Below are 19,903 nucleotides of genomic sequence, written 5' to 3'. Positions count from 1 at the left end.
ACCATCGAGATCGGGCCTCACGGAGACACAGTTTTGCTAGCAATCTCGCACACTTGAATCTCGCAGCAGCGGTCTCTACCAGGCTGCGCCCATCGCGCATCCTAGGGCAGTGTGGAATGGCCCTTGCGTGCGGAGAGCGCTTGACGTAGAGGCTGGAGAGCAGGAGCCACCAGGCGAAGGGAGGACAGCATGGCGAAGCGACAGACCCGCAGGAGCATCTCGGTCAAGGGCATCACCTATCAGCGGCTCAAGGACTATTGCGAGTCCACCGGCCTCAGCGTGAGCGGCTATCTCGAAGAAATTATTGCAGAAAAGTTGGATGCGGCCGGCGTGCCGGTACCCACCGTCGTCAAGCCCCGCCCGACGGCCAAGTTGATCGAGAACGAGGACATCGTCTCGCAACACTTCACTTTCTAGCTCCGCGCGGTCCCTTCCTGTCGCTCCTTGCTCGAGCACGCGCGACGACCCCTTCGCGCGGCGCCGCCCTCGCCTCCCCTGCGATCGCGACACCTTCGCGCATCTCCGCCGGCCCGCGCGCAGGTCTGTCGGCCGGCGAACTGAGGCGGTAGTCTCGCCGGCGCATGACGAAGAAGTATCTGCGGGCGGCCCGTACGCGGTTCTCCCGCCGACGCGCGCTGCAGGCGATCGGCGCCCTCGTGGGCTCCACCGCTCTCGGCTGCAGTGACGACGGCGGGCAGACGCAGACCACCGACAGCCCGACCACGGGCACGGACCCGACCACCGGCGACGCTTCGACCACCACGAGCTCGAGCACGACCGACGTGCCGACGACCTCGGGCGGCAGCGAAGGCGCCACTGGCACGACGAGCACCACGGGCGACGACAGCTCGACCTCGGAGGCCGAGAGCACCACCACGGAGTCGCCGGTCGACGAGTGCGCCGCCAGCGATCTCACACCGGAGGAGCTGCTCGCGGGCATCGAGCACGTCGTCGTGCTGGTGATGGAGAACCGCTCGTTCGACCACTACTTCGGGGCGCTCAAGTTCCTCGAGGGCAGGACGGTCGACGGGCTCGACGGCGACGAGTGGAACCCGAGCGTCGGCCTCGGCGACGTCAGCGTCTTCAAGCTGGACGAGTTCCAGCCGGCCGACCCGCCGCACGAGTGGGACGAGTGCCACACCCAGTTCAACCTCGGCGAGAACAACGGGTTCGTGTTCGAGAACGAGAAGAAGAACCCGGGCTTCGCCGAGCAGGTCATGGGCTACCACGTGCGCGAGCAGATCCCGGTGCTGTACGGGCTCGCCGACAACTTCGCCCTGTGCGACCGCTGGTTCTGTTCGGTCATGGGCCCGACCTGGCCGAACCGCTACTACGTGCACGCCTGCAGCTCCGACGGCGGCAAGACCAACTTCCCCTCGCCGTTCATCGACACGCTGTGGCACGCCTGCAACGACGCCGGCATCACCAGCCGGATCTACTTCACCGACGTCCCGTGGGTCGCGGGCGCCTTCCCGCTGATCCCGACGGTGTGGGGCAAGCTGGCCGACGGCGTCGGCGGCTTCAGCCTCGACGCGCTGACGAACCCCAACAACCTCGACCGCTTCTTCGCCGACGCGGCCGCCGGCCTGCTGCCCAACTTCACCGTCATCGACCCCGGCTTCACCTCCAACGACGACCACCCCGACCACGACATCCAGCTCGGCCAGATCTTGATCGGCTCGATCTACAAGGCCCTGGCCGAGGGCCCCGGGTGGGGCAAGACCCTGTTCATCATCACGTACGACGAGCACGGCGGCTTCTACGACCACGTCCCGCCGCCCCAGACCGTCGACGACGAGGCGGAGTTCAGGCAGATGGGCTTCCGCGTGCCCTCGCTCGTCATCGGCCCGCACGTCCGCCGCGGCTGCACCGTCAGCACCCAGTTCGAGCACTGCTCGATCGGCGCCACGCTCATGCGCCGGTTCGGCCTCGCCCCGCTCAACGAGCGCATGGCGACCGCCAACGACGTCTCGTCGTGCATCAACCCCGCGTACCTGAGCGACCCGCAGCCGGCCCCGCCGATCCCGCTGGTCGACGTCTCGATCGACCGGATCACCGCCCGCGTCGGCCGCTCCACCAGCCAGCACGAGCTGTTCGAGCGCCTCGGCGTGACCCTCGACGAGGAGTTCCGCGCCAAGACCATGGCCGCCACGATCCGCCTGCTCAAGCACGCGGAGCGCCTCGGCGTCGCCCGCCTCCGCCCCTAGACAGGCGGCTCTCCGCATGCCTCTCGGGACATCTTACATGCCCCTTCGGACACAATCAAAGCTCGCGCCAGCCGCCGCGCCGGCGCATCTCGAACGCGCCGAAGCGGATGTCCAGCACCAGCTCGGCCGCGGTGTACGGGAACCACGCCTGCATCGTCACGCCGACGCGACGTGTCCCGAAGCGCAGGTGTAGCCCGCCGGCGAACCGGTCGCGCACGGTGAACGCCGCGCCGGCGTCGAGGTCCTCGGGGGTGAGCAGCGTCAGCGCCTCGCGGCCGCGGGCCCAGCCGATGTCGAAGCCGCCGGTGAGCCACGCCTGCGACAGGCTCACGCTCGCCATCAGGTAGTGCGCCCGCCGCTGGAACTCGATCGTCATCGGGTCGCCGTCGTCGCGCGTCGGCGGGTACAGCACCTGTTGATAGAACGCCCCGACCTCGAGCAGGCGGCCGCGGTAGAACGCCACCGCCGCCTTCGGCGACCAGCCCGGCCTCACCTGTCCCGGAAGCCAGTGTGCCGTCGCGCCGATGGTCACGTGGTCGAGCAGGCCCAGCTGCAGCTCGAGGCGATAAATCTCCGGCAGACCGAGGCCGACGCCGACCGCGAGCACGCCGTGATCGAGGTAGCGGACCGAGCGCGCCACCGGTCGAGTGAGGTACCGCCGCAGCGCGTCGCGTGCCGATCGCCGCGGCTGCGTCTCGTTCGCCGGTGTTTGCGGAACCTCAAGTCGCTGTAGCGTCGACTTCGGCGGAGCGACCGTCACGCTGCCGAGCGCAGGTGCCGGCGCCGGATCGGACTCCGGCGCGGGCGAGGCGACGAGCATCGAGGCCGCGATGACGAGCGTGAGCGACAACCTCCGGCATTGAAGCGCAAACCGTGAGGATGCTCAACCTTTCGCGGCCTGCACCCCTCCCGCATACTCGAAGCAACGAGCCCACGTATGACCAAGAAGCCACTCTCTCGCGCCATTCACATCGTCGCGGCCAAGCGCACGCCCTTCGGCACCTTCGGCGGCGCGCTGAAGGACTTCACCGCGACCGACCTCGCCGTGGTCGCCGCCAAGGCCGCGCTGCAGGCCGGCGGCGTCAGCCCCGAGGTCGTCGACACCGTGGTGTTCGGCAACGTCGCCCAGACCTCGGCCGACGCGATCTACCTCGCGCGCCACGTCGGCCTCAAGAGCGGCGTCCCGATCCCGGTCCCGGCGCTCACGGTCAACCGTCTGTGCGGCTCGGGCTTCCAGGCGATCGTCAGCGGCGCGCACGACATCCTCGTCGGTGACGCCGAGATCGCGCTCGTCGGCGGCTCCGAGAGCATGAGCCAGGCGCCGCACGTCGGCCGCGGCCTGCGGTGGGGCGCGCGCCTCGGCGTCGACCTCAAGCTCGAGGACAGCCTGTGGACCTCGCTGACCGACCCGTACGCCGGCTGCTCGATGGCGATGACCGCCGAGAACCTGGCCGAGAAGTACGGCATCAGCCGCCAGGACTGCGACGCCTACGGCCTGCGCAGCCAGCAGACCTGGGCCGCCGCGCAGGACGCCGGCCGCTTCACCGCCGAGCTCGCGCCGGTCGAGATCAAGTCGAAGAAGGGCGCGACGCAGTTCGCCGTCGACGAGCACCCGCGCCGCGACGCCAACCTCGACACGATGGCCAAGCTCCCGGCCTCCTTCAAGAAGGACGGCGTCGTCACCGCCGGCAACGCCTCGGGCATCTGCGACGGCGGCGCCGCGCTCGTGCTCGCCAGCGAGGAGGCCGTCAAGCGCCACAACCTCACCTCGCTCGCGCGCATCGTCCAGTGGCACGTCGCCGGCGTCGAGCCGACGATCATGGGCATCGGCCCCGTCCCCGCCATCCGCGGCGCCCTCGCCCGCGCCGGCCTCGCCCAGGCCGACGTCGACCTGTTCGAGATCAACGAGGCCTTCGCCGCCCAGTACCTCGCCTGCGAGAAGGAGCTCGGCCTCGACCGCGACAAGACCAACGTCGACGGCGGCGCCATCGCCCTCGGCCACCCGCTCGGCGCCTCGGGCGCCCGCATCACCGCCCACCTCGTCCACGAGCTCGGCCGCCGCTCCGGTCGCCACGCCATCGGCGCCGCCTGCATCGGCGGCGGCCAGGGCATCGCCCTCGTGCTCGAGCGCTCCTGAGCGCATGTCCCTGGGGACATGTCTACGGGGGCATAAACGAAAGGCCCTGTCCGATCGGACAGGGCCTTTCGCGCACTCAGGCGAACCACCGTTCGCCGGCCATGTAGGTGCGACCCACGCACCAGGCAGACGGGAAATCCCTCAGGCCGCCAGGTAGACCTGGACGCCGACGAGGACCCCGAGGCCGAGCAAGATCAGCAGCGGCAGCCGCGTCTCGAGCCCGGAGCGGTCCTCGACGTCGTCGAGCGGACGCGTCCGTAGCGGGCCGGTGCGGACCTGGCGACGCGCCACCAGCACGTCGACCACCTCGCGACCAGGCTCGACCGTCGCCGCCACGCGACGCACCGACCGACCCGTATCGCCCGCCAGCTGCACTCTTCTGTGATGCCCCCGATCCGCCGCCGCCGCAAGTTCGCGGCAGGACCGCCGCGCCTGACGCCTGCGTGCGGCCGCGGCGGCCCCCTCACCGGCTCGGCGGCTGACCCACCGCGTCGATCGCGTGCCTGAAGACGGCCGCAAGCCTCGCAGCACGCTCGCGGACCTCCTCCTCGGTGACGCCCACGAGCGCGCCGATCATCGCCGCGCCGGCCGCCCCCGCCCGCGCGCAGGGGAGCGCGTCGTCGGCTCCGAGGCCGCCGATCGCGACCACGGGATGTGGGGAGATCTCGCATGCCTCCCGCAGCCCGTCGAAGCCCACGGCGGGCTCCTGCGCGGCTTTCGAGGCCGTGCGACGGATCGGCCCGAAGCCGATGTAGTCGACGTGAAGCGCCGCCGCGCGCTCGACCTGAACACGGTTGTGGGTCGACAGCCCGATCAAGAAGCCCCGCGGCGCCGCGGCCCGCAGCTCGGCCAGCAGCGCCGACCAGTCCCGGTCACCTGTCCGCTGCGCCATGTCCTCTTGACCCAAGTGGACCCCGTCGGCGCCCATCGCCGCCTCGACGTCGTCGTCGACGATCAGCAGCCCGCCCGCCGCCCGCACCACCGGCGCCAGCTCACGGACCAGCCGGACGCGCTCACCCGGATCGGCCCGCTTGGCCCGGAGCTGCACGATCGTGGGGGACCCCTCCGGGCCGATCTCCGTGACCCCGACCAGCCCGCGCGCCGCCGTCACGGGGTCGAGCCCGCCCGCGTGCGGAACATCGAGGATCGCGTACAGACCTCGCCACACCGGAAGTCGCGCCCGCATCTCGCCGGCTTAGCACCTCCCGCTCGCGCCGCACAAGCCCGCGACGTCCGGCCTCACCGGTCGCCCGCGCGGCCGTACTCTTGTCGTGAGGCACCATGACCGACCTCTTCGCCGCGCGCGCCCAGATGGCGATGTCGCTGGCCTTCCACATCCTCTTCGCCGTCGTCGGCATGGCGATGCCGCTGCTCATGGTGATCGCCGAGCGGCTGCACCAGCGCCGCGGCGACGCGGTCTACCGCGAGCTCGCCGAGCGCTGGTCCAAGGGCACCGCGATCATGTTCGCCGTCGGCGCCGTGTCCGGCACGGTGCTGTCGTTCGAGCTCGGGCTGTTGTGGCCGCACTTCATGGCCTTCGCCGGCCCGATCATCGGCATGCCGTTCTCGCTCGAGGGCTTCGCGTTCTTCCTCGAGGCGATCTTCCTCGGCATCTTCCTCTACGGCCGCGACCGCGTGCCTCCGCTCGCGCACCTGCTCGCGGGCGTCATGGTCCTGGCCTCGGGGACAGCCAGCGCCGTGTTCGTCCTGTGCGCCAACGCGTGGATGAACACCCCGACCGGCTACACCCTCGGCGCCGGCGGCGAGGTCGTCGACGTCGACCCGTTCGCCGCCATGTGGAACCCCGCCTCGCTCAGCGAGGTGCTGCACATGACCTCCGCCGCCTTCGCCGCCGTCGGCTTCGCCGTCGCGGGCATCCACGCCGCCATGCTGCTGCGCGGCGGCCGACGCGAGCTGCACCGCCCGGCCCTGCGGATCGCCCTCACCGTCGGCGCCGTGTTCGCGCTGCTGCAGCCGATCACCGGCGACCTCGCCGCCAAGCACGTCGCCGAGCACCAGCCGATCAAGCTCGCCGCGATGGAGGCCCACTTCGACAGCGAGCGCGGCGCGCCGTTCCGGATCTTCGGCTGGCCCGACGAACAGGCCGAGGAGACCCGCTACGCGATCGAGGTCCCCTACGTCCTCAGCTTCCTCGCCCACGGCGACCCGCACGCCGAGGTGAAGGGCCTCAAGGAGTTCCCGCGCGAGCAGCGGCCGCCGGTCGCGGTCGTCCACGTCGCGTTCCAGATCATGGTCGGCTGCGGCCTCGTCATGATCGCCGTCGCCAGCCTCGGCGCCGCCTTCGCCGCGCGCCGCCGCGCCCTGCCCGACTGGTACCTGCGCCTGCTCGTCGTCAGCGCCCCGCTCGGCGTCATCGCCATCGAGGCCGGCTGGACCGTCACCGAGGTCGGCCGCCAGCCGTGGGTCATCCAGGGCGTCCTGCGCACCGCCGACGCCGTCACCCCCATGCCGCACCTCGTCGTCCCCTTCGCCGCCTTCACCGCGCTCTACGTCGTCCTCGGCGTCACCGTGCTCGTCCTGCTGCGGCGCGTCGTGTTCGCCGCCGAGGTCCCGGCGCATGTCCCTGTGGGCATGTCCTCGGAGACATCCCGGGAGGTGGCCCGATGACTCCCGGCGCCCTCTCGCGCCTGTCCTCCGCGACATGTGATTCGGAGGCCCGATGACGCCCGACCTGATGATCGCCGGCGTGATGCTGGTCGCGCTGATCCTCTACACCCTGACCGGCGGCGCCGACTTCGGCGGCGGCGTGTGGGAGCTGCTGGCCGGCGGCCCGCGCAAGGACGCCCAGCGGCGCCTCATCGACGTCTCGATCCAGCCGATCTGGGAGGCCAACCACGTGTGGCTGATCCTCCTGATCGTCCTCCTCTTCGTCTGCTTCCCCGCCGCCTTCGCGGCCGTCTGCACCGCCCTGCATGTCCCGCTCGCGCTCATGCTCGTCGGCATCGTCCTGCGCGGCTCGGCCTTCGTGTTCAGCCACTACGACCCGCTCCACGGGCGCGGCGCGCTGCGCTGGGGCGGCGTGTTCGCGCTCGCCAGCCTCGTCACGCCGGTCACCCTCGGCATCGTCCTCGGCGCGCTCGGCAGCGGCTTCGAGGTCGACCCGCGCACCGGCTTCGTCGCCACCGACTTCGTGTCGCAGTGGCTGGCGCCCTACCCGTTCGCCGTCGGCCTGTTCACCCTGGCGCTGTTCGCCTTCCTCGCCGCCGTCTACCTCGTGTGCGAGGCCGACGACCCCCTGCTGCGCGCCGACTTCCGCGCCCGCGCGCTCGCCTCGGCGGCGGTCGTGGGCGCCTCCGCGCTGCTGGCCTTCCTCGTCGCCCCGCCCGCGATCCGACATGACCTTTCGGCCAGCTCGTGGGCCACCCCGCTGCACCTCGCCACCGGCCTGGCCGCCGTCGCCGCGATCGTCGCCCTGTGGACCCGCCGCGACCGCCTGGCCCGCGCGTGCGCGATGGCGCAGGTGACGCTGATCGTGGTCGGCTGGGCCGTCGCGCAGTACCCCTACCTCGCCCATCCCGGCTACACGATCGCCGGTACGGCCGCGCCGGTCTCGGTGCTCACGCCGCTCCTCGTCGCCCTCGCACTCGGCGGCCTCGTCCTGTTCCCCTCGCTCGCGTACTTGTTCGTGGTGTTCAAGCGTCGGCGCGCCGCGTGAGCTTCGTTCGGGGGGCGCGGACTCGCGCGAGGTCGACCGGCTGCTACTCTTCGCCGCCATGGCAGCCAAGGCCCGCAACCGCGCCCGCGGTCAATCCGTCCCCGTCAACGAGCCCGGCATCGAGTGGGACCTGGCGAGCGCGGTCAAGCCGACGATCGCCGCCGATCGCCCGTTCCGCCTCGTCACCCAGTTCGAGCCCGCGGGGGGCCAGCCGGCGGCGATCAAGCAGCTCGTCGAGGGCGTCCAGCGCGGCGACAAGTACCAGCACCTGCTCGGCATCACCGGCTCCGGCAAGACCTTCACGATCGCCAACGTCATCGCCCAGGTCCAGCGGCCGACGCTGATCCTCGCCCACAACAAGACCCTCGCGGCCCAGCTCTACGGCGAGTTCAAGGCGCTGTTCCCCGACAACGCCGTCGAGTACTTCGTCTCCTACTACGACTACTACCAGCCCGAGGCGTACCTGCCGTCGACCGACACCTTCATCGAGAAGGACTCGATGATCAACGAGCAGATCGACCGCCTGCGCCACGCGGCCACCTACTCGCTGCTCAGCCGGCGCGACGTCATCATCATCGCCAGCGTCTCGTGCATCTACGGCATCGGCGCGGCCGAGGCCTACTACGGCATGGTCGCCACCCTGTCGGTCGGCGAGAGCCTCGACCGCGACCAGCTGCTGCGCCGCCTGGTCGAGATGCAGTACGAGCGCAACGACATCGACTTCCACCGCGGCACCTTCCGCGTGCGCGGCGACGTCGTCGAGGTGTTCCCCGCCTACGAGGACGAGAAGGCGATCCGCATCGAGTTCTTCGGCGACGAGGTCGAGGCGATCCGCGAGGTCGACGCGCTGCGCGGGGCGGTGCGCGGCACCATGCAGCGCGTCACCATCTTCCCCGCCAGCCACTACGTCACCCCCGCCTCGCAGCTGCGCAAGGCGATCAACGGCATCAAGCTCGAGCTGCACGACCGCCTCGTCGAGCTCAAGGAGAAGATCCGCCTGGTCGAGGCACAGCGGCTCGAGCAGCGCACCATGTTCGATCTCGAGATGCTCGAGGAGATGGGCTTCTGCTCCGGCATCGAGAACTACTCGCGCCACCTCACCATGCGCAAGGTCGGCGAGCCGCCGCCGACGCTCATCGACTACTTCGCGCCCGACTTCCTCACCATCGTCGACGAGTCGCACCAGACCATCCCGCAGGTCGGGGCGATGTACAACGGCGACCGCAGCCGCAAGACCACGCTGGTCGAGCACGGCTTCCGCCTGCCCTCGGCGCTCGACAACCGCCCGCTCAAGTTCGACGAGTGGGAGAGCCGGCTCCACCAGGTCATCTTCATGAGCGCGACCCCGGCGGAGTACGAGCTGCGCAAGACCGAGGGCGTGGTGGTCGAGCAGATCATCCGCCCGACCGGCCTGCTCGACCCCGAGATCCACGTGCGCCCGATCGCCGGCCAGGTCGACGAGCTGCTGGCGGAGATCCGCGCCCGCATCGCCAAGAACGAGCGCGTCCTCGTGACCACGCTGACCAAGCGCATGGCCGAGGACCTCACCGAGTACTACGGCGACCTCGGCCTGCGCGTCCGCTACCTCCACTCCGACGTCGAGACGCTCGAGCGCGTCGAGATCCTCCGCGGCCTGCGGCGCGGCGAGTTCGACGTCCTGGTCGGCATCAACCTCCTGCGTGAGGGCCTCGACCTGCCCGAGGTCAGCCTCGTGGCGATCCTCGACGCCGACAAAGAAGGCTTCCTCCGCGAGTACAAGAGCCTGATCCAGACCTGCGGCCGCGCGGCCCGCAACCTCCACGGCACGGTGCTCATGTTCGCCGACCGCATGACCGACAGCATGCGCGCGTGCATCGAGGAGACCACCCGCCGCCGCGAGGTCCAGGCCGCCTACAACCAGGAGCACGGGATCGTCCCGCGCAGCACCCACGCCGCCATCAACCCGCTCGAGGCCGACGCCAAGCCCGAGGCGGCGCCGGCCCGCGGCAAGCAGGCCAAGGCGCCCGCCAACGAGCTGCCGGTCGGCCTCGGCCCGCTGACCGACGCCGAGCTGCTGCCGGGCGAGCTCGACGCGCGGATCGGCGAGCTGCGCGCGCAGATGGTCGACCTCGCCAAGGCCCTGCGCTACGAGGAGGCGGCCCGGGTCCGCGACCGGATCCGCGTGCTCGAGGCGCGCCGCCTCGAGTTCGTCGATGCATGACCTTCACGACATGTCCGAAGAGACCTACGACATCGCGCGCGAGCAGTACGAGCGCCGCTACATGGCGGCGCTCGCCCAGCGGATCCGGGCGATCCGCGAGGAGCGCGGGCTGACCCAGCAGTCGGTCGCGCGCGCCGCCGGCATCGCCTCCGACATGGTCTCGCGGCTCGAGAACGGCCACTACACCAGCCCGGGCCTGCGCACCCTGCTGCGGATCGCCGACGGCATGGGCGTGCCGCTGGCGCTGCTGCTGCCCGAGCTGCCCGGCCCCGCGGCCTCGCCCGAGAGCACCCTGCTCTCGCTGCTCAACTCGGTGGCCCAGCGCGCCCAGCCGCACGAGCTCGAGCTGCTGCTCGACCTCGCCAGGGTCGTCATCGGCCGCGACCGCCCGTGAGCACAAACAAAGAGCGCTCGCCGGTGACGCCGAGCGCTCTCGTGACCGCTGCGGGCCGATCAGAACTTGAAGCCGACGCCGTTGGCGGTGACGGTCGGGCGGAAGGCGGTCCTGGCGCGCGTCGGGTCCCAGTTCTCCCAGCGCTTGTAGCGGGCGCGGTAGGTGCCGCCGACGATGAGCAGCACGGCGCCGAGCAGGGCCGCGGCGCCGAACGCCGGGACCGCGAAGGTGTTGTGCTGGCGGTTCTTGCAGGCGAACGAGTTCTCGAGCTCGCCGTCGGGACAGCGCGTGAGGAAGAACGACGTGATCACGCCGACGATGCCGGCGCCGAGCAGGGTGCCACCCGCGATCATCAGGCCGGTGCCCTTCGCCTTGAACTTGCCGTTGCCGAGGGTGGGCTCGGGCGGCCGCTCGGGACCCTCCGGGACGATCGTCTCCGGGGTCTCGGGCGGGGTCTCTTCCGCTGCGGCGGCCTCCTCGGGCTTGGGCTCCTCGACCGGCACCTCGTCGGGCGGTGCGTCGGACGTCGGCACTTCGGTCGGCTCGGCCTCGGCGGGCGGGGGCTCGGCCTCGGCGGGCTGATCCGGGGGCGCCGCGGGGGCCGCCGCAGGCGCAGGGGCCGCGGGAGCCGCGGGAGCCGCGAGGCCGGGCACAGGCACGAGGGCCACGGCGAGAGCGGTTGCGACGAACGATCGGGAGCGGAGCATGGCCGTCATTGGGGAGAGGGCCGGACAGGCTAGCACCGGCGCTGTGCCTGAGTATTGTACGGTTCGTCCGCGCTTCACAAGCCCCAAGCGCCTGCGAGATCGGACCATCGTGGGACCTCCACAGCCGCCGCAGCGCAAAATCCGCCACGCTCCCGGGGGATCTTATGCCGATGCTCGCCGATCTCGATGACCCACCACGCTCACGCACGCGGGACCTGTTCCTCGGCGTCCTCGTCGGCCTGCCCGTCGTCGGCCTGGTCGCGTGGTTCCTGCTGCCGGGCCTGGCCGGGATGATCCAGGGCAACGCCAGCAGCTACGACCAGCGGCTGCGGGCCGAGGACGCGTACATGCAAACCCTCTGCACGCAGGCCATGGTCCTCCCCCGCGACGAGGACCTGTGCAAGTGCGTCCTCGCCATCGAGGTCCCCTCGCTCGACTGCCGCGACCCCTTCCTCGCCTGGAGCCTCGCGCGCCACCACGAGGCCTGCGCCGACGCCGGCGCCCGCCGGGCCTCGCTCACCTTCTGCTCGTGCGTCGACACCGTCCACGAGCGGGTCGGCAAGGCCGCCGACCCCGAGGCCGGCCGCCTCGAGGCCCAGCGCGTCGGCAAGTGCCTCGAGCTGCCCGACGCCTTCCCGCTGCCGCAGATCGAGACCCTCGCGCCGGCCTCTTGAGGCATGTCCTCGAGAGCATTCCCGTTACGACAGGTCCTCAAGGGCCTGTCGTAGCGAACATGTCGCTTCGGACATAGCGCATCCGCCACACCCGCTGCCCGCGGCGCAGGGTGGTCTGCTCGCGGCGGCTGGCCTCGGCGAACGGGTTGCCGCGCCAGAAGCTCCACGGGCCGCCGAGGTTGGCCAGCCCGAGGTGCTCCAGCGCGGGGTCCTCGACGGTCGCCATGATCTCGAGCGCCACGTCGAACACGTCGCTGGCGGCGTGGAGCTCGCCGCCGGGGCGCAGCTGCGCGACCAGCGTCTCGACCAGCGCGGGCTCGATGACGCGGCGCTTCTGGTGGCTCTTCTTGACCCAGGGGTCGGGGAACAGCAGGTGGAAGCGGTCGACGCTGCCGGGGGCGAACACCCGGTCGATGTCGACGTTGAGGTTGACGTAGCCGAACGCGAGGTTCCCGAGGCCCTCCTCGGCCGCGCGCACGCGGTTGCGGGCGAGGCAGGGCTCGCGGATGTCGAGCCCGACCATCAGCGTGCCCGGGCAGGCGGCGGCGCGGGCGAAGCTGAACTCGGCGTCGGCGCAGCCGAGCTCGACCTCGACGGGGCAGTCGGACGCGAGCCCCGGCGGGCGCGCGACCGGCTGCGCGCGCGTCCGCATGAAGTGGGCGCTCAGCGGGTTGACGTGCTGGCGGATCTTCCGCATGTCCTCACCAGCATGTCCCGACGGACAGGCGCTCAGCTCTTGGGCTTGGCGCCCGGGATCTTGGCGGCGTCGGCGAGGAAGCGGGCCAGGCCGACGTCGGTCAGCGGGTGCTTGACGAGCTGATGGATGACCTTGAACGGCAAGGTCGCCACGTGCGCGCCGATCCGGATGGTCTCGAGCACGTGGAGCGGCGAGCGCACCGACGCGACCAGGACCTCGGTCCTGTAGCCGTAGTTGGCGTAGGCCTCGACGATCTGGGCCACGAGCTCCATGCCCTCGTGGCCGACGTCGTCGAGCCGGCCGACGAACGGCGAGATGTACGTCGCGCCGGCCTTGGCCGCCAGCACCGCCTGAATCGGCGAGAAGCACAGCGTCACGTTGGTCTTGATGCCCTCGCCGGTGAGGGTCTTGACCGCGCGCAGGCCGTCCTCGATGAGCGGCACCTTGACGACGATGTTCGGCGCGATCGCGGCGAGGTCGTGGGCCTCGTCGATGATCTCCTTGTACGTCGTCGCCAGCACCTCGCCGCTGACCGGGCCGTCGACGATGCTGCAGATCTCCTGCAACACCGACCGCATGTCGCGCCCCGTCGCCGCCACGAGGGACGGGTTGGTGGTCACGCCGTCGAGGAGGCCCATCGCCGCCGCCTCGCGGATCTCCTTCACGTCCGCCGTATCGATGAAGAGCTTCACGGGCGCCCCATAGCACACAGCGGGCCGCGCTTGTATATGCCGCGCGTCCGCACTAGCCTCCGGCCGCCATGCCCCGCCTCGGTGTGATTCTCCAGGACGAGCACGCTCTCCGCGCCGCGCGCCCGTCTCGGCCGGCCCCCGCCGAGGAGGCCGCCGACGACGAGGCGGTCGACCCGGTCCAGCTCGTCGTCCTGCGCTCGACCTTGCTGAACCCGCCGCGGGCCGCGGCCGCCCGCGCGCTCGCCGAGCAGGTGCGCAGCGTCCACCCGAACGCCGTGGTGGTGCCGTACGTGTGGCACCTCGTGAGCCACGGCGAGAGCGACGGCCTGCGCGAGGCCGGCACGCGCACGCTGCCCGGCGAGGCGCGGCGCTTCGGCCATCTGCAGGACACCCCCGAGGCGCAGGCCGCGTGGGAAGTGAGTCTGCGCTGTGCGAAAGAGATGGGGTCCGACACGGTCATCCTGCGCACGCCGCCGAGCTTCACGCCGGGCACGATCAACCAGGCGCGCCTGGCCGCGTTCGCCGAGGCGCGCGCGGCCGAGGGTCTGCGCGTGGTGTGGGAGCTCGACGGTCTGTGGGAGCCGGCGACCACGCTGGCGCTGGCGCGCAAGCTGAACATCGACACGCTCGTGCCCGCCTTCGAGGGCACCGGTCGTCCGGTCCCGCAGAGCTACGAGCGCCGCTGGCTGCGCGTCGACAGCGCGGGCGCGACGGAGCGGCTCCGCGGCGCGCTCGCCGAGAGCCTGGTGTTCGCGCTCGCCAACGCCGACGCGCTCGAGGACGCGACGATCCTCTTCGCCGGCGGGCGCGCCCACGCCAACCTGCGCGCCTTCGCGCGCTCGCTCGACGCGGCCGACTTGTAGCGCCGCGAGCGCGCTGCGGCCCTCGCGCTCCGGCCGTGCAGATCGGGCGTGCAGCGCGCCCCGAACCAATGAAAATCGCCGCGACCTGGGCAGGTTCGCGGCGATTTTCGTGCGAATCGGGGCCGGTCTGCCCCGAGAGGCAACTTACGCGGCGGAAGCGCGCTTGCTGGCCTTCTTGCCCGCCTTCTTCGCGGTCTTCTTCGCACCGGCCTTGGCGGCCTTCTTACCGGTCTTCTTGGCGGCCTTCTTCGCACCGGTCTTCTTGGCGGCCTTCTTGCCCGCCTTCTTGGCGGCCTTCTTGCCCGCCTTCTTGGCAGCCTTCTTGCCGGTCTTCTTGGCGGCGCCGGCCTTGGCGGCCTTCTTCGCGCCCGCCTTCTTGGCGGCCTTCTTGCCGGCCTTCTTCTTGGCGGTCTTGCGCTTCGAGGCCTTCTTGCCCTCCTCGGGCGCAGCGTTGGTGTTGGTATCGTCGGTGAGCATCGTGTGGTCCCTCCTTCAGGGGCTACGTGCTCAAAACGCTACATATAAAGAGCATGTAGTGTCAACGCCAATTAACATCTTTTTTACTCAATTATAGGAAGGTGAACGATCTTTGTAACACCTTATCGGGCCAGGTGTTCGTTTCACTAGAAATTCTGCGTGCAATCGCGCGTATGGCGTGGTTTTTGCGACTTGCTCCGTGAGTCCCCGGAGTTTCCCGGAGGGCCCCCGGATTGGCTTGCGGCGGGCGCGGCTGTGGGGGACAACAGCCGACATGCTCAGCATCGAGTGGACTTCTCAGGAGGTGGTTGGCGCGGGCCACCACTTGCTCGCGGTCGCGGTCGCCAGCGGCGACGTGGGCCCGGCCATCGAACGCCGTTTCGGCGGCGGTCTGGCGCGGGCGGCCCAGGCGGCGCGGTTCCGCGGCGAACCTGGCGAGAAGTTCACGTTCCTGCGCGAGCACCAGGGCGAACCACAGCAGGTGCTGCTCCTGGGCACCGGCGCGAGCGCGCCCAACGCTGCGGGCGTGCGCGCCCTCGCCTTCGACGCCGTGCGTGCGGGCGCGACGGCCGGCGTGACCGACGTCGTCCTCGACCTGCGCGGCCTCGGCGCGAGCAGCGAGCCGGTGCACTTCGGCGACCTCGTCGCGCAGGGCCTCCAGCTCGGCACCTATCGCTACGACCGCTACCTCAGCGAGGCCAAGCGCAAGCCCGCGACCGTCAAGCGCGTGCGCGTGCTCGGCGATGTCGCGGCCGGCGAGGGCACCGCGCGCGGGCAGATCGTGGCGGCCAGCGTGGCGCGGGCGCGTGACCTGGTCAATGGGCCAGCCAACCTCGTGACCCCGAGCTACCTCGCCGACGTCGCGCAGGAGATCGCCGACGCCCTCGCCGACCGCGGCGTCAAGCTCAGCGTGCTCGAGCGCGAGGAGTGCGAGAAGCTCGGCATGGGCTGCTACCTCGCGGTCGCCCGCGGCAGCGCGCAGCGGCCCAAGTTCATCCACCTGCAGTACACGCCCAAGGGCGCCTCGCGCGGGCGCGTGTGCCTGGTCGGCAAGGGCGTCACGTTCGACTCGGGCGGCCTGTCGCTCAAGCCGAGCGACGCGATGATGGACATGAAGATGGACATGGGCGGCGCCGCGGCGGTGCTGTCGGCGCTCGAGGGCGCGGCGCGCCTCGGCGTGCCGTGGGAGGTCCACGCGATCGTCGCGGCGACCGAGAACATGATCGGCGGCGACGCCTACCGCCTCGGCGACGTGCTCACGGCGAGCAACGGCAAGACCGTCGAGATCGACAATACCGACGCGGAGGGTCGGCTGACGCTGGCCGACGCGCTGGTCTACGCCGGCAAGCTGGCGCCGACGTACCTGTTCGACTTCGCGACCCTGACCGGCGCCTGCATCGTCGCGCTCGGGCCGCGCTGCGCCGGCGTGATGTCTCGCGACGACGAGCTGGCGAACCAGTTCACCGCCGCGAGTGAGCGGGTCGGCGAGGAGATGTGGCGCCTGCCGCTGCCCGAGCCGCTCAAGGAGCAGCTCAAGAGCTCGATCGCCGACATGCGCAACACCGGCGAGCGCTACGGCGGCGCGATCACGGCCGGCCTGTTCCTGTCGGAGTTCACCGCCGGCCAGCGGTGGGTCCACGTCGACATCGCCGGCCCCGCCATGGTCAGAAAGCCGTTCGGCGTGTGCGACGAGGGCGGCTCCGGCTTCCCGGTGGCGACGATCCTCGAGTTCCTCGGGCGCGCCTGAACGGCTGTCCCGCGGGACAGCCTGGTGACGAGCGGCGAACGGCTGTCCGTCGGGACAGCCGACTGCGCGCCGCTCGGCATGTCCCGACGGACAGGCGCTCAGTTGAGGTACTTGACCTCGGTGATGATGCCGTTCTCGACGGCGACCTCGACCTCGCTCGAGGTGCCGTCGCACTCGAGGTTGCTGGCGACCCAGCGGCCGACGCGGGGCCCGCTGGTGCAGCGGATGAAGGTGTAGAACTTGACGGTGCGCTCCGGCGTCTTGCTCTCCTGCGTGTCGGCGGGGGCGCCCCAGGCCATCAGCGCGGTGAACTCCCTGTAGCCGGCCTTGACCTCGCCGCGCTTGGCCGCCTCGCGCTCCTCGGGCGGCAGCTCCATCCACCTGGCCCACAGGCCCTTCTGCTCGAGGAACGGCTGGCGCTCGGTCTCCTTGAGCTTGAGGAACTTCGCCTTGTCCTCCGCAGACGGCAGCGTGTGATAAAATTGGCGGTCTGGCGGGGGCAATCGATCCGGAGTCATCGCGCACGCCACCGGGCCGAGGAACGCGAGGCCGAGGATGAGCTTGGCGGCGGCCCGCTCGAGACGCAGGCGGAGAGAGTGGCGCGACGAGGTGCGCGGTGACATGTGGCGCATCATAGGAGAGCGGCGTTCGGGTTCAAGAATGCGGCTCTCGGCATGCCGCGATTGGGTCATGCCTGTGGAATTCCTCACGCCTCGTCATCGAGGCGAACACGGCGCCGCGTGGATGAACTCGCCGTCGCACGTCGGCCGCCTGCGGAGGTCGCTGCGCGCAAAGGTTGACAAAACTGCGCTTTTTTGTCATCGTTTCGCCGCTTTTGGGCTGGGAAGGGCCGTCTTTGAAGGCGCTCCATGAGCGAGTTCAACATCGGAGACAAGGTCGTCTACCCCGCCCACGGCGTCGCGGAGGTCACTGGCGTCGAGCGACGTGAGATCGCAGGCTCCGCCATGGAATTCTACGTCCTCCGGGTGCTGGAGAACGACATGAAGGTCATGGTCCCGAAGAAGAACGCGGGCTCGGTCGGCCTGCGGCGGATCGTCGACGACGTGCAGGTCCAGGAGGTCTACGAGGTCCTGACCCGGCGCGGCGAGAAGATCTCGACGGCGACCTGGAACCGGCGCTACCGCGAGTACATGGAGAAGATCAAGACCGGCTCGCTGCTCGAGATCGCCAGCGTGCTGCGCGACCTCTGCATCCTCCGCGGCGACAAGGACCTGTCGTTCGGCGAGAAGAAGATGCTCGACACGGCGCGGACCTTGCTCGTGCAAGAGCTCGCCCTCGCCAAGGGCGTCCAGGGCGCCGACGTGGTCCGCGAGCTCGACGAGATGTTCCCGTCGCACGCCTGATCACAGGTCGGCGGTGCGCATGAACATCGGCTGCGCGAGCAGCCACAGGCTGAGCAGGCTCATGAGGATCATGCCGACCATCATGACCAGGTGGACGCGCAGCGCGGCCTTGCGGTCGTCGGCGTAGAGGCGGTTCGACTCGCGCTGGGCGACGTAGATGCCGTAGATGTGGCCGATGACGATGAGCGCGACCTGGACGTACCAGATCGTCTCGGGAGACCACAACGCGGTCAGCGGCGCGCGGGCGGTGCCGAAGAAGTCGTGACCCCAGCCGAGCGGGTCGCTGATCAGGCGCCGGACCTTGGACCACTCCCAGAACACGTGCACGGCGTTGTGCGCGAGGTGATAGAAGAGGGCGATCGGCAGCAGGGTGTAGCTGAACTTGACGAACAGCTTGCGCGTGGTGATGTCGCTACGGCCGCTGGCGAGGCGCATCAGCCAGCACAGCGCCACGTAGATGGCGGCCGGGCCGAGGATGCAGGCGAGCATCATGACGGTGAACGTCATGGTGCCGCCGTGGCTGCCGGCGAAGCCGAGCAGGTCGGCGCCGAACAGGGCCGTCTGCCCGTCGATGATCGCGGCCCGCAGCGCGTTCTCCCACTCCATCCACAGCGGGATCATGGCCGCGCCATGGAAGGCGCTGACGATGAAGATCAGCAGCGCCATGTAGGCCTCGTCGGCGCGCGAGCGGTGGGCGTGCAGCACGTCCTCGCCGCTCGGCCGCAGGTTGAGGGCGATGTTGTCGTGGGGGCAGCTCTTCACGCACTCGGTGCACAGCGTGCAGTACTGGTTCTCGTTCATCGCCCCCATGAACTCGTGCGTGGGGCAGGCGTAGCCGCGCGGGCTGCCGCGGTAGCAGTCCTTGGTGGCGCACTGGCGGCACACGTCGTTGTCGCGCCGGCGCAGCTCGATCATCCCCATCATCGCGTACTGGCCGGACACGCGGCCGACGTAGCAGACGTAGCGGCACATCGCCTTGCGCTCGTACACCACCAGCAGCGCCCAGCTGAGCAGGATCATGAAGATCCCCAGCACCGACGTCAGCCACGGGCGGTTGGCCGCGTCGAACACGATCTCGAGCCAGGTGACGAACGCGAACAGCACGATCGCCGGCCACATCCACAGCTTGAAGCGCGGGTACTTCTTCGCCAGCGAGGCGATCGGGCGCACCTTGGTGAAGCTGCGGCGCATGACCCAGTCGGGGATCGCCGTCCACGGGCACATGAAGCACCACAGGTTGCCGAACAGCAGCACCATGAAGATGAGGCCGATCCACCAGATGTTCCACGTGAGCACCGGCGCGAGGTTGCGACCCGGCTCCTGCGAGCCGATGAGGCCGACGACGATCACGCCGAGGAACCCGAGGACCACCGGGAGCTGCACGGCCGGCTGAAACCACCGGCTCTTGATCGCGCGCTTCAGCCAGGCAAACTTCGTCAGCTCGAGGTGCCAGTAGTTGCGCGCCCGCTTGTCGCGCTTGCCGTGGCGCTCGAACAGGCTGAACGAGAGCAGGAGGATGAGCACGACGCCGGCGAAGAACGCCTCGTTGGGGATCCCCGGCATCAGGTGCACGTAGGCCTTCTTCTTGACGGTCTTGACGTCGTCGAAGGCGCCCGGGTCGAAGAAGCCGCCGCTGGCGATCTCCTTGCGCTGCTGGGTCGGCAGGCCGAGCGACTCGTCCGGCTCGCCCTCCTCGAGCACGAGCGCGCCGGTGCCGGTGCGCTTGCGGCCGAACTCGTCGGTGGTCTCGCCGGGCTCGCGCGGCGGCGTGATGTCCTCGACCGGCGGAGGCGGCGGCGCACGCGTCGGCGTGATGTCCTCGACCGGCGGAGGCGGCGGCGCACGCGTCGGCGTGATGTCCTCGACCGGCGGCTGCGGCGGGGTCTGCAGGGCGGTGTGGACGAGGACGACGGCCTTCGCGGTGTCGCGGGCCTCGACGCGAGCGCTGACGATCCAGAACAGGCCGACGACCGCGAGCGAGGAGGCGAACCAGCGGGCGAAGCGTCCGCCGCGGAGCAGCGCGAGCGGATCCTCGTCGCCGCCCTCGGGTCGCGATTGCAAGATCGGG

The 19,903-nt window shown here is 70.4% G+C and carries 20 protein-coding genes; 11 read left to right on the top strand and 9 right to left on the bottom strand.

The genetic code is table 11. The annotated features are described in order from the left end of the window. The first annotated feature begins 189 nt into the window (after positions 1 to 189). Positions 190 to 417: a hypothetical protein gene (locus K7C98_RS40225; protein ID WP_224197245.1), complete on the top strand. Its 228-nt coding sequence runs from the start codon at positions 190 to 192 to the stop codon at positions 415 to 417. A gap of 164 nt (positions 418 to 581) precedes the next feature. Continuing rightward, positions 582 to 2,207: an alkaline phosphatase family protein gene (locus tag K7C98_RS40220; RefSeq protein WP_224197244.1), complete on the top strand. Its 1,626-nt coding sequence runs from the start codon at positions 582 to 584 to the stop codon at positions 2,205 to 2,207. Between the two features lie 55 nt (positions 2,208 to 2,262). On the opposite strand, the gene K7C98_RS40215 is transcribed toward K7C98_RS40220, so the two are convergent. After that, complete coding sequence (locus tag K7C98_RS40215; RefSeq protein WP_224197243.1) at positions 2,263 to 2,847, bottom strand: hypothetical protein; 585 nt, start codon at positions 2,845 to 2,847, stop codon at positions 2,263 to 2,265. A 297-nt stretch (positions 2,848 to 3,144) separates the two neighbouring features. Here K7C98_RS40215 and K7C98_RS40210 point away from each other — a divergent pair, with 297 nt between their 5' ends. Next, positions 3,145 to 4,344: an acetyl-CoA C-acetyltransferase gene (locus tag K7C98_RS40210; RefSeq protein ID WP_224197242.1), complete on the top strand. Its 1,200-nt coding sequence runs from the start codon at positions 3,145 to 3,147 to the stop codon at positions 4,342 to 4,344. 141 nt (positions 4,345 to 4,485) lie between these two features. Here the strand turns inward: K7C98_RS40210 and K7C98_RS40205 are convergent, their stop codons facing one another. Together K7C98_RS40205 and K7C98_RS40200 are read right to left on the bottom strand one after the other, a co-directional pair. Further along, positions 4,486 to 4,689, bottom strand: coding sequence for a hypothetical protein (locus tag K7C98_RS40205; protein WP_224197241.1), 204 nt, complete (start codon positions 4,687 to 4,689; stop codon positions 4,486 to 4,488). A gap of 118 nt (positions 4,690 to 4,807) precedes the next feature. Beyond that, positions 4,808 to 5,530, bottom strand: coding sequence for a thiamine phosphate synthase (locus K7C98_RS40200; protein WP_224197240.1), 723 nt, complete (start codon positions 5,528 to 5,530; stop codon positions 4,808 to 4,810). 95 nt (positions 5,531 to 5,625) lie between these two features. Here K7C98_RS40200 and K7C98_RS40195 point away from each other — a divergent pair, with 95 nt between their 5' ends. Genes K7C98_RS40195 through K7C98_RS40180 form a run of 4 tightly spaced genes read left to right on the top strand, consistent with a single transcriptional unit; the run spans position 5,626 to position 10,614 of the window. After that, on the top strand, positions 5,626 to 6,972 hold the full coding sequence (locus K7C98_RS40195; protein ID WP_224197239.1) for a cytochrome ubiquinol oxidase subunit I: 1,347 nt from the start codon (positions 5,626 to 5,628) through the stop codon (positions 6,970 to 6,972). Between the two features lie 52 nt (positions 6,973 to 7,024). Then, positions 7,025 to 8,020: a cytochrome d ubiquinol oxidase subunit II gene (locus K7C98_RS40190; protein WP_224197238.1), complete on the top strand. Its 996-nt coding sequence runs from the start codon at positions 7,025 to 7,027 to the stop codon at positions 8,018 to 8,020. A gap of 58 nt (positions 8,021 to 8,078) precedes the next feature. Then, positions 8,079 to 10,220, top strand: a complete 2,142-nt coding sequence (gene uvrB, locus K7C98_RS40185; protein WP_224197237.1) for an excinuclease ABC subunit UvrB — start codon at positions 8,079 to 8,081, stop codon at positions 10,218 to 10,220. A gap of 10 nt (positions 10,221 to 10,230) precedes the next feature. Next, entirely contained in the window at positions 10,231 to 10,614 is a 384-nt protein-coding gene (locus K7C98_RS40180) for a helix-turn-helix domain-containing protein (protein ID WP_224197236.1), read from the top strand. Between the two features lie 59 nt (positions 10,615 to 10,673). On the opposite strand, the gene K7C98_RS40175 is transcribed toward K7C98_RS40180, so the two are convergent. Further along, complete coding sequence (locus K7C98_RS40175; RefSeq protein ID WP_224197235.1) at positions 10,674 to 11,282, bottom strand: hypothetical protein; 609 nt, start codon at positions 11,280 to 11,282, stop codon at positions 10,674 to 10,676. A 209-nt stretch (positions 11,283 to 11,491) separates the two neighbouring features. On the opposite strand from K7C98_RS40175, the gene K7C98_RS40170 reads away from it, so the two are divergent. Next, the gene (locus tag K7C98_RS40170) at positions 11,492 to 11,995 is read left to right on the top strand and encodes a hypothetical protein (protein ID WP_224197234.1); all 504 of its coding nucleotides are present in this window, start codon (positions 11,492 to 11,494) and stop codon (positions 11,993 to 11,995) included. A 37-nt stretch (positions 11,996 to 12,032) separates the two neighbouring features. Here the strand turns inward: K7C98_RS40170 and trmB are convergent, their stop codons facing one another. Further along, positions 12,033 to 12,692: a tRNA (guanine(46)-N(7))-methyltransferase TrmB gene (gene trmB, locus K7C98_RS40165; protein WP_224197233.1), complete on the bottom strand. Its 660-nt coding sequence runs from the start codon at positions 12,690 to 12,692 to the stop codon at positions 12,033 to 12,035. 32 nt (positions 12,693 to 12,724) lie between these two features. Next, the gene (gene fsa / locus K7C98_RS40160) at positions 12,725 to 13,384 is read right to left on the bottom strand and encodes a fructose-6-phosphate aldolase (protein ID WP_224197232.1); all 660 of its coding nucleotides are present in this window, start codon (positions 13,382 to 13,384) and stop codon (positions 12,725 to 12,727) included. 68 nt (positions 13,385 to 13,452) lie between these two features. Here fsa and K7C98_RS40155 point away from each other — a divergent pair, with 68 nt between their 5' ends. Then, positions 13,453 to 14,247, top strand: a complete 795-nt coding sequence (locus K7C98_RS40155; protein WP_224197231.1) for a hypothetical protein — start codon at positions 13,453 to 13,455, stop codon at positions 14,245 to 14,247. 144 nt (positions 14,248 to 14,391) lie between these two features. Here K7C98_RS40155 and K7C98_RS40150 read toward each other — a convergent pair whose 3' ends face one another. After that, positions 14,392 to 14,724 (bottom strand): hypothetical protein, encoded by a 333-nt coding sequence (locus K7C98_RS40150; protein ID WP_224197230.1) that lies wholly within the window; start codon positions 14,722 to 14,724, stop codon positions 14,392 to 14,394. Positions 14,725 to 14,998: 274 nt separating this feature from the next. On the opposite strand from K7C98_RS40150, the gene K7C98_RS40145 reads away from it, so the two are divergent. Beyond that, positions 14,999 to 16,471 carry a leucyl aminopeptidase gene (locus tag K7C98_RS40145; RefSeq protein ID WP_224197229.1) on the top strand — a complete coding sequence of 491 codons (1,473 nt, stop codon included), beginning with the start codon at positions 14,999 to 15,001 and terminating at the stop codon, positions 16,469 to 16,471. Between the two features lie 98 nt (positions 16,472 to 16,569). Here K7C98_RS40145 and K7C98_RS40140 read toward each other — a convergent pair whose 3' ends face one another. Next, positions 16,570 to 17,094 carry a hypothetical protein gene (locus K7C98_RS40140; protein WP_224197228.1) on the bottom strand — a complete coding sequence of 175 codons (525 nt, stop codon included), beginning with the start codon at positions 17,092 to 17,094 and terminating at the stop codon, positions 16,570 to 16,572. 246 nt (positions 17,095 to 17,340) lie between these two features. On the opposite strand from K7C98_RS40140, the gene K7C98_RS40135 reads away from it, so the two are divergent. Beyond that, positions 17,341 to 17,835 carry a CarD family transcriptional regulator gene (locus K7C98_RS40135; RefSeq protein WP_224197227.1) on the top strand — a complete coding sequence of 165 codons (495 nt, stop codon included), beginning with the start codon at positions 17,341 to 17,343 and terminating at the stop codon, positions 17,833 to 17,835. Here the strand turns inward: K7C98_RS40135 and K7C98_RS40130 are convergent, their stop codons facing one another. Beyond that, positions 17,836 to 19,896 carry a 4Fe-4S binding protein gene (locus tag K7C98_RS40130; protein WP_263430250.1) on the bottom strand — a complete coding sequence of 687 codons (2,061 nt, stop codon included), beginning with the start codon at positions 19,894 to 19,896 and terminating at the stop codon, positions 17,836 to 17,838. It abuts the gene before it with no gap. Positions 19,897 to 19,903 lie beyond the last annotated feature (7 nt).

The sequence above is a fragment of the Nannocystis pusilla genome, assembly GCF_020073745.1.
GTDB lineage: Bacteria > Myxococcota_A > Polyangia > Nannocystales > Nannocystaceae > Nannocystis > Nannocystis radixulma.
Note: the sequence above shows the minus strand (reverse complement) of the source record. Positions and strands in the feature narration are given on the sequence as shown.

Coding starts and splice junctions, on each gene's coding strand:
- K7C98_RS40225 (WP_224197245.1), top strand. CDS start 190: ATGGCGAAGCGACAGACCCGCAGGAGCATCTCGGTCAAGGGCATCACC.
- K7C98_RS40220 (WP_224197244.1), top strand. CDS start 582: ATGACGAAGAAGTATCTGCGGGCGGCCCGTACGCGGTTCTCCCGCCGA.
- K7C98_RS40210 (WP_224197242.1), top strand. CDS start 3,145: ATGACCAAGAAGCCACTCTCTCGCGCCATTCACATCGTCGCGGCCAAG.
- K7C98_RS40200 (WP_224197240.1), bottom strand. CDS start 5,530: ATGCGGGCGCGACTTCCGGTGTGGCGAGGTCTGTACGCGATCCTCGAT.
- K7C98_RS40195 (WP_224197239.1), top strand. CDS start 5,626: ATGACCGACCTCTTCGCCGCGCGCGCCCAGATGGCGATGTCGCTGGCC.
- K7C98_RS40190 (WP_224197238.1), top strand. CDS start 7,025: ATGACGCCCGACCTGATGATCGCCGGCGTGATGCTGGTCGCGCTGATC.
- uvrB (WP_224197237.1), top strand. CDS start 8,079: ATGGCAGCCAAGGCCCGCAACCGCGCCCGCGGTCAATCCGTCCCCGTC.
- K7C98_RS40180 (WP_224197236.1), top strand. CDS start 10,231: ATGTCCGAAGAGACCTACGACATCGCGCGCGAGCAGTACGAGCGCCGC.
- K7C98_RS40170 (WP_224197234.1), top strand. CDS start 11,492: ATGCTCGCCGATCTCGATGACCCACCACGCTCACGCACGCGGGACCTG.
- trmB (WP_224197233.1), bottom strand. CDS start 12,692: ATGCGGAAGATCCGCCAGCACGTCAACCCGCTGAGCGCCCACTTCATG.
- K7C98_RS40155 (WP_224197231.1), top strand. CDS start 13,453: ATGCCCCGCCTCGGTGTGATTCTCCAGGACGAGCACGCTCTCCGCGCC.
- K7C98_RS40150 (WP_224197230.1), bottom strand. CDS start 14,724: ATGCTCACCGACGATACCAACACCAACGCTGCGCCCGAGGAGGGCAAG.
- K7C98_RS40145 (WP_224197229.1), top strand. CDS start 14,999: ATGCTCAGCATCGAGTGGACTTCTCAGGAGGTGGTTGGCGCGGGCCAC.
- K7C98_RS40140 (WP_224197228.1), bottom strand. CDS start 17,094: ATGTCACCGCGCACCTCGTCGCGCCACTCTCTCCGCCTGCGTCTCGAG.
- K7C98_RS40135 (WP_224197227.1), top strand. CDS start 17,341: ATGAGCGAGTTCAACATCGGAGACAAGGTCGTCTACCCCGCCCACGGC.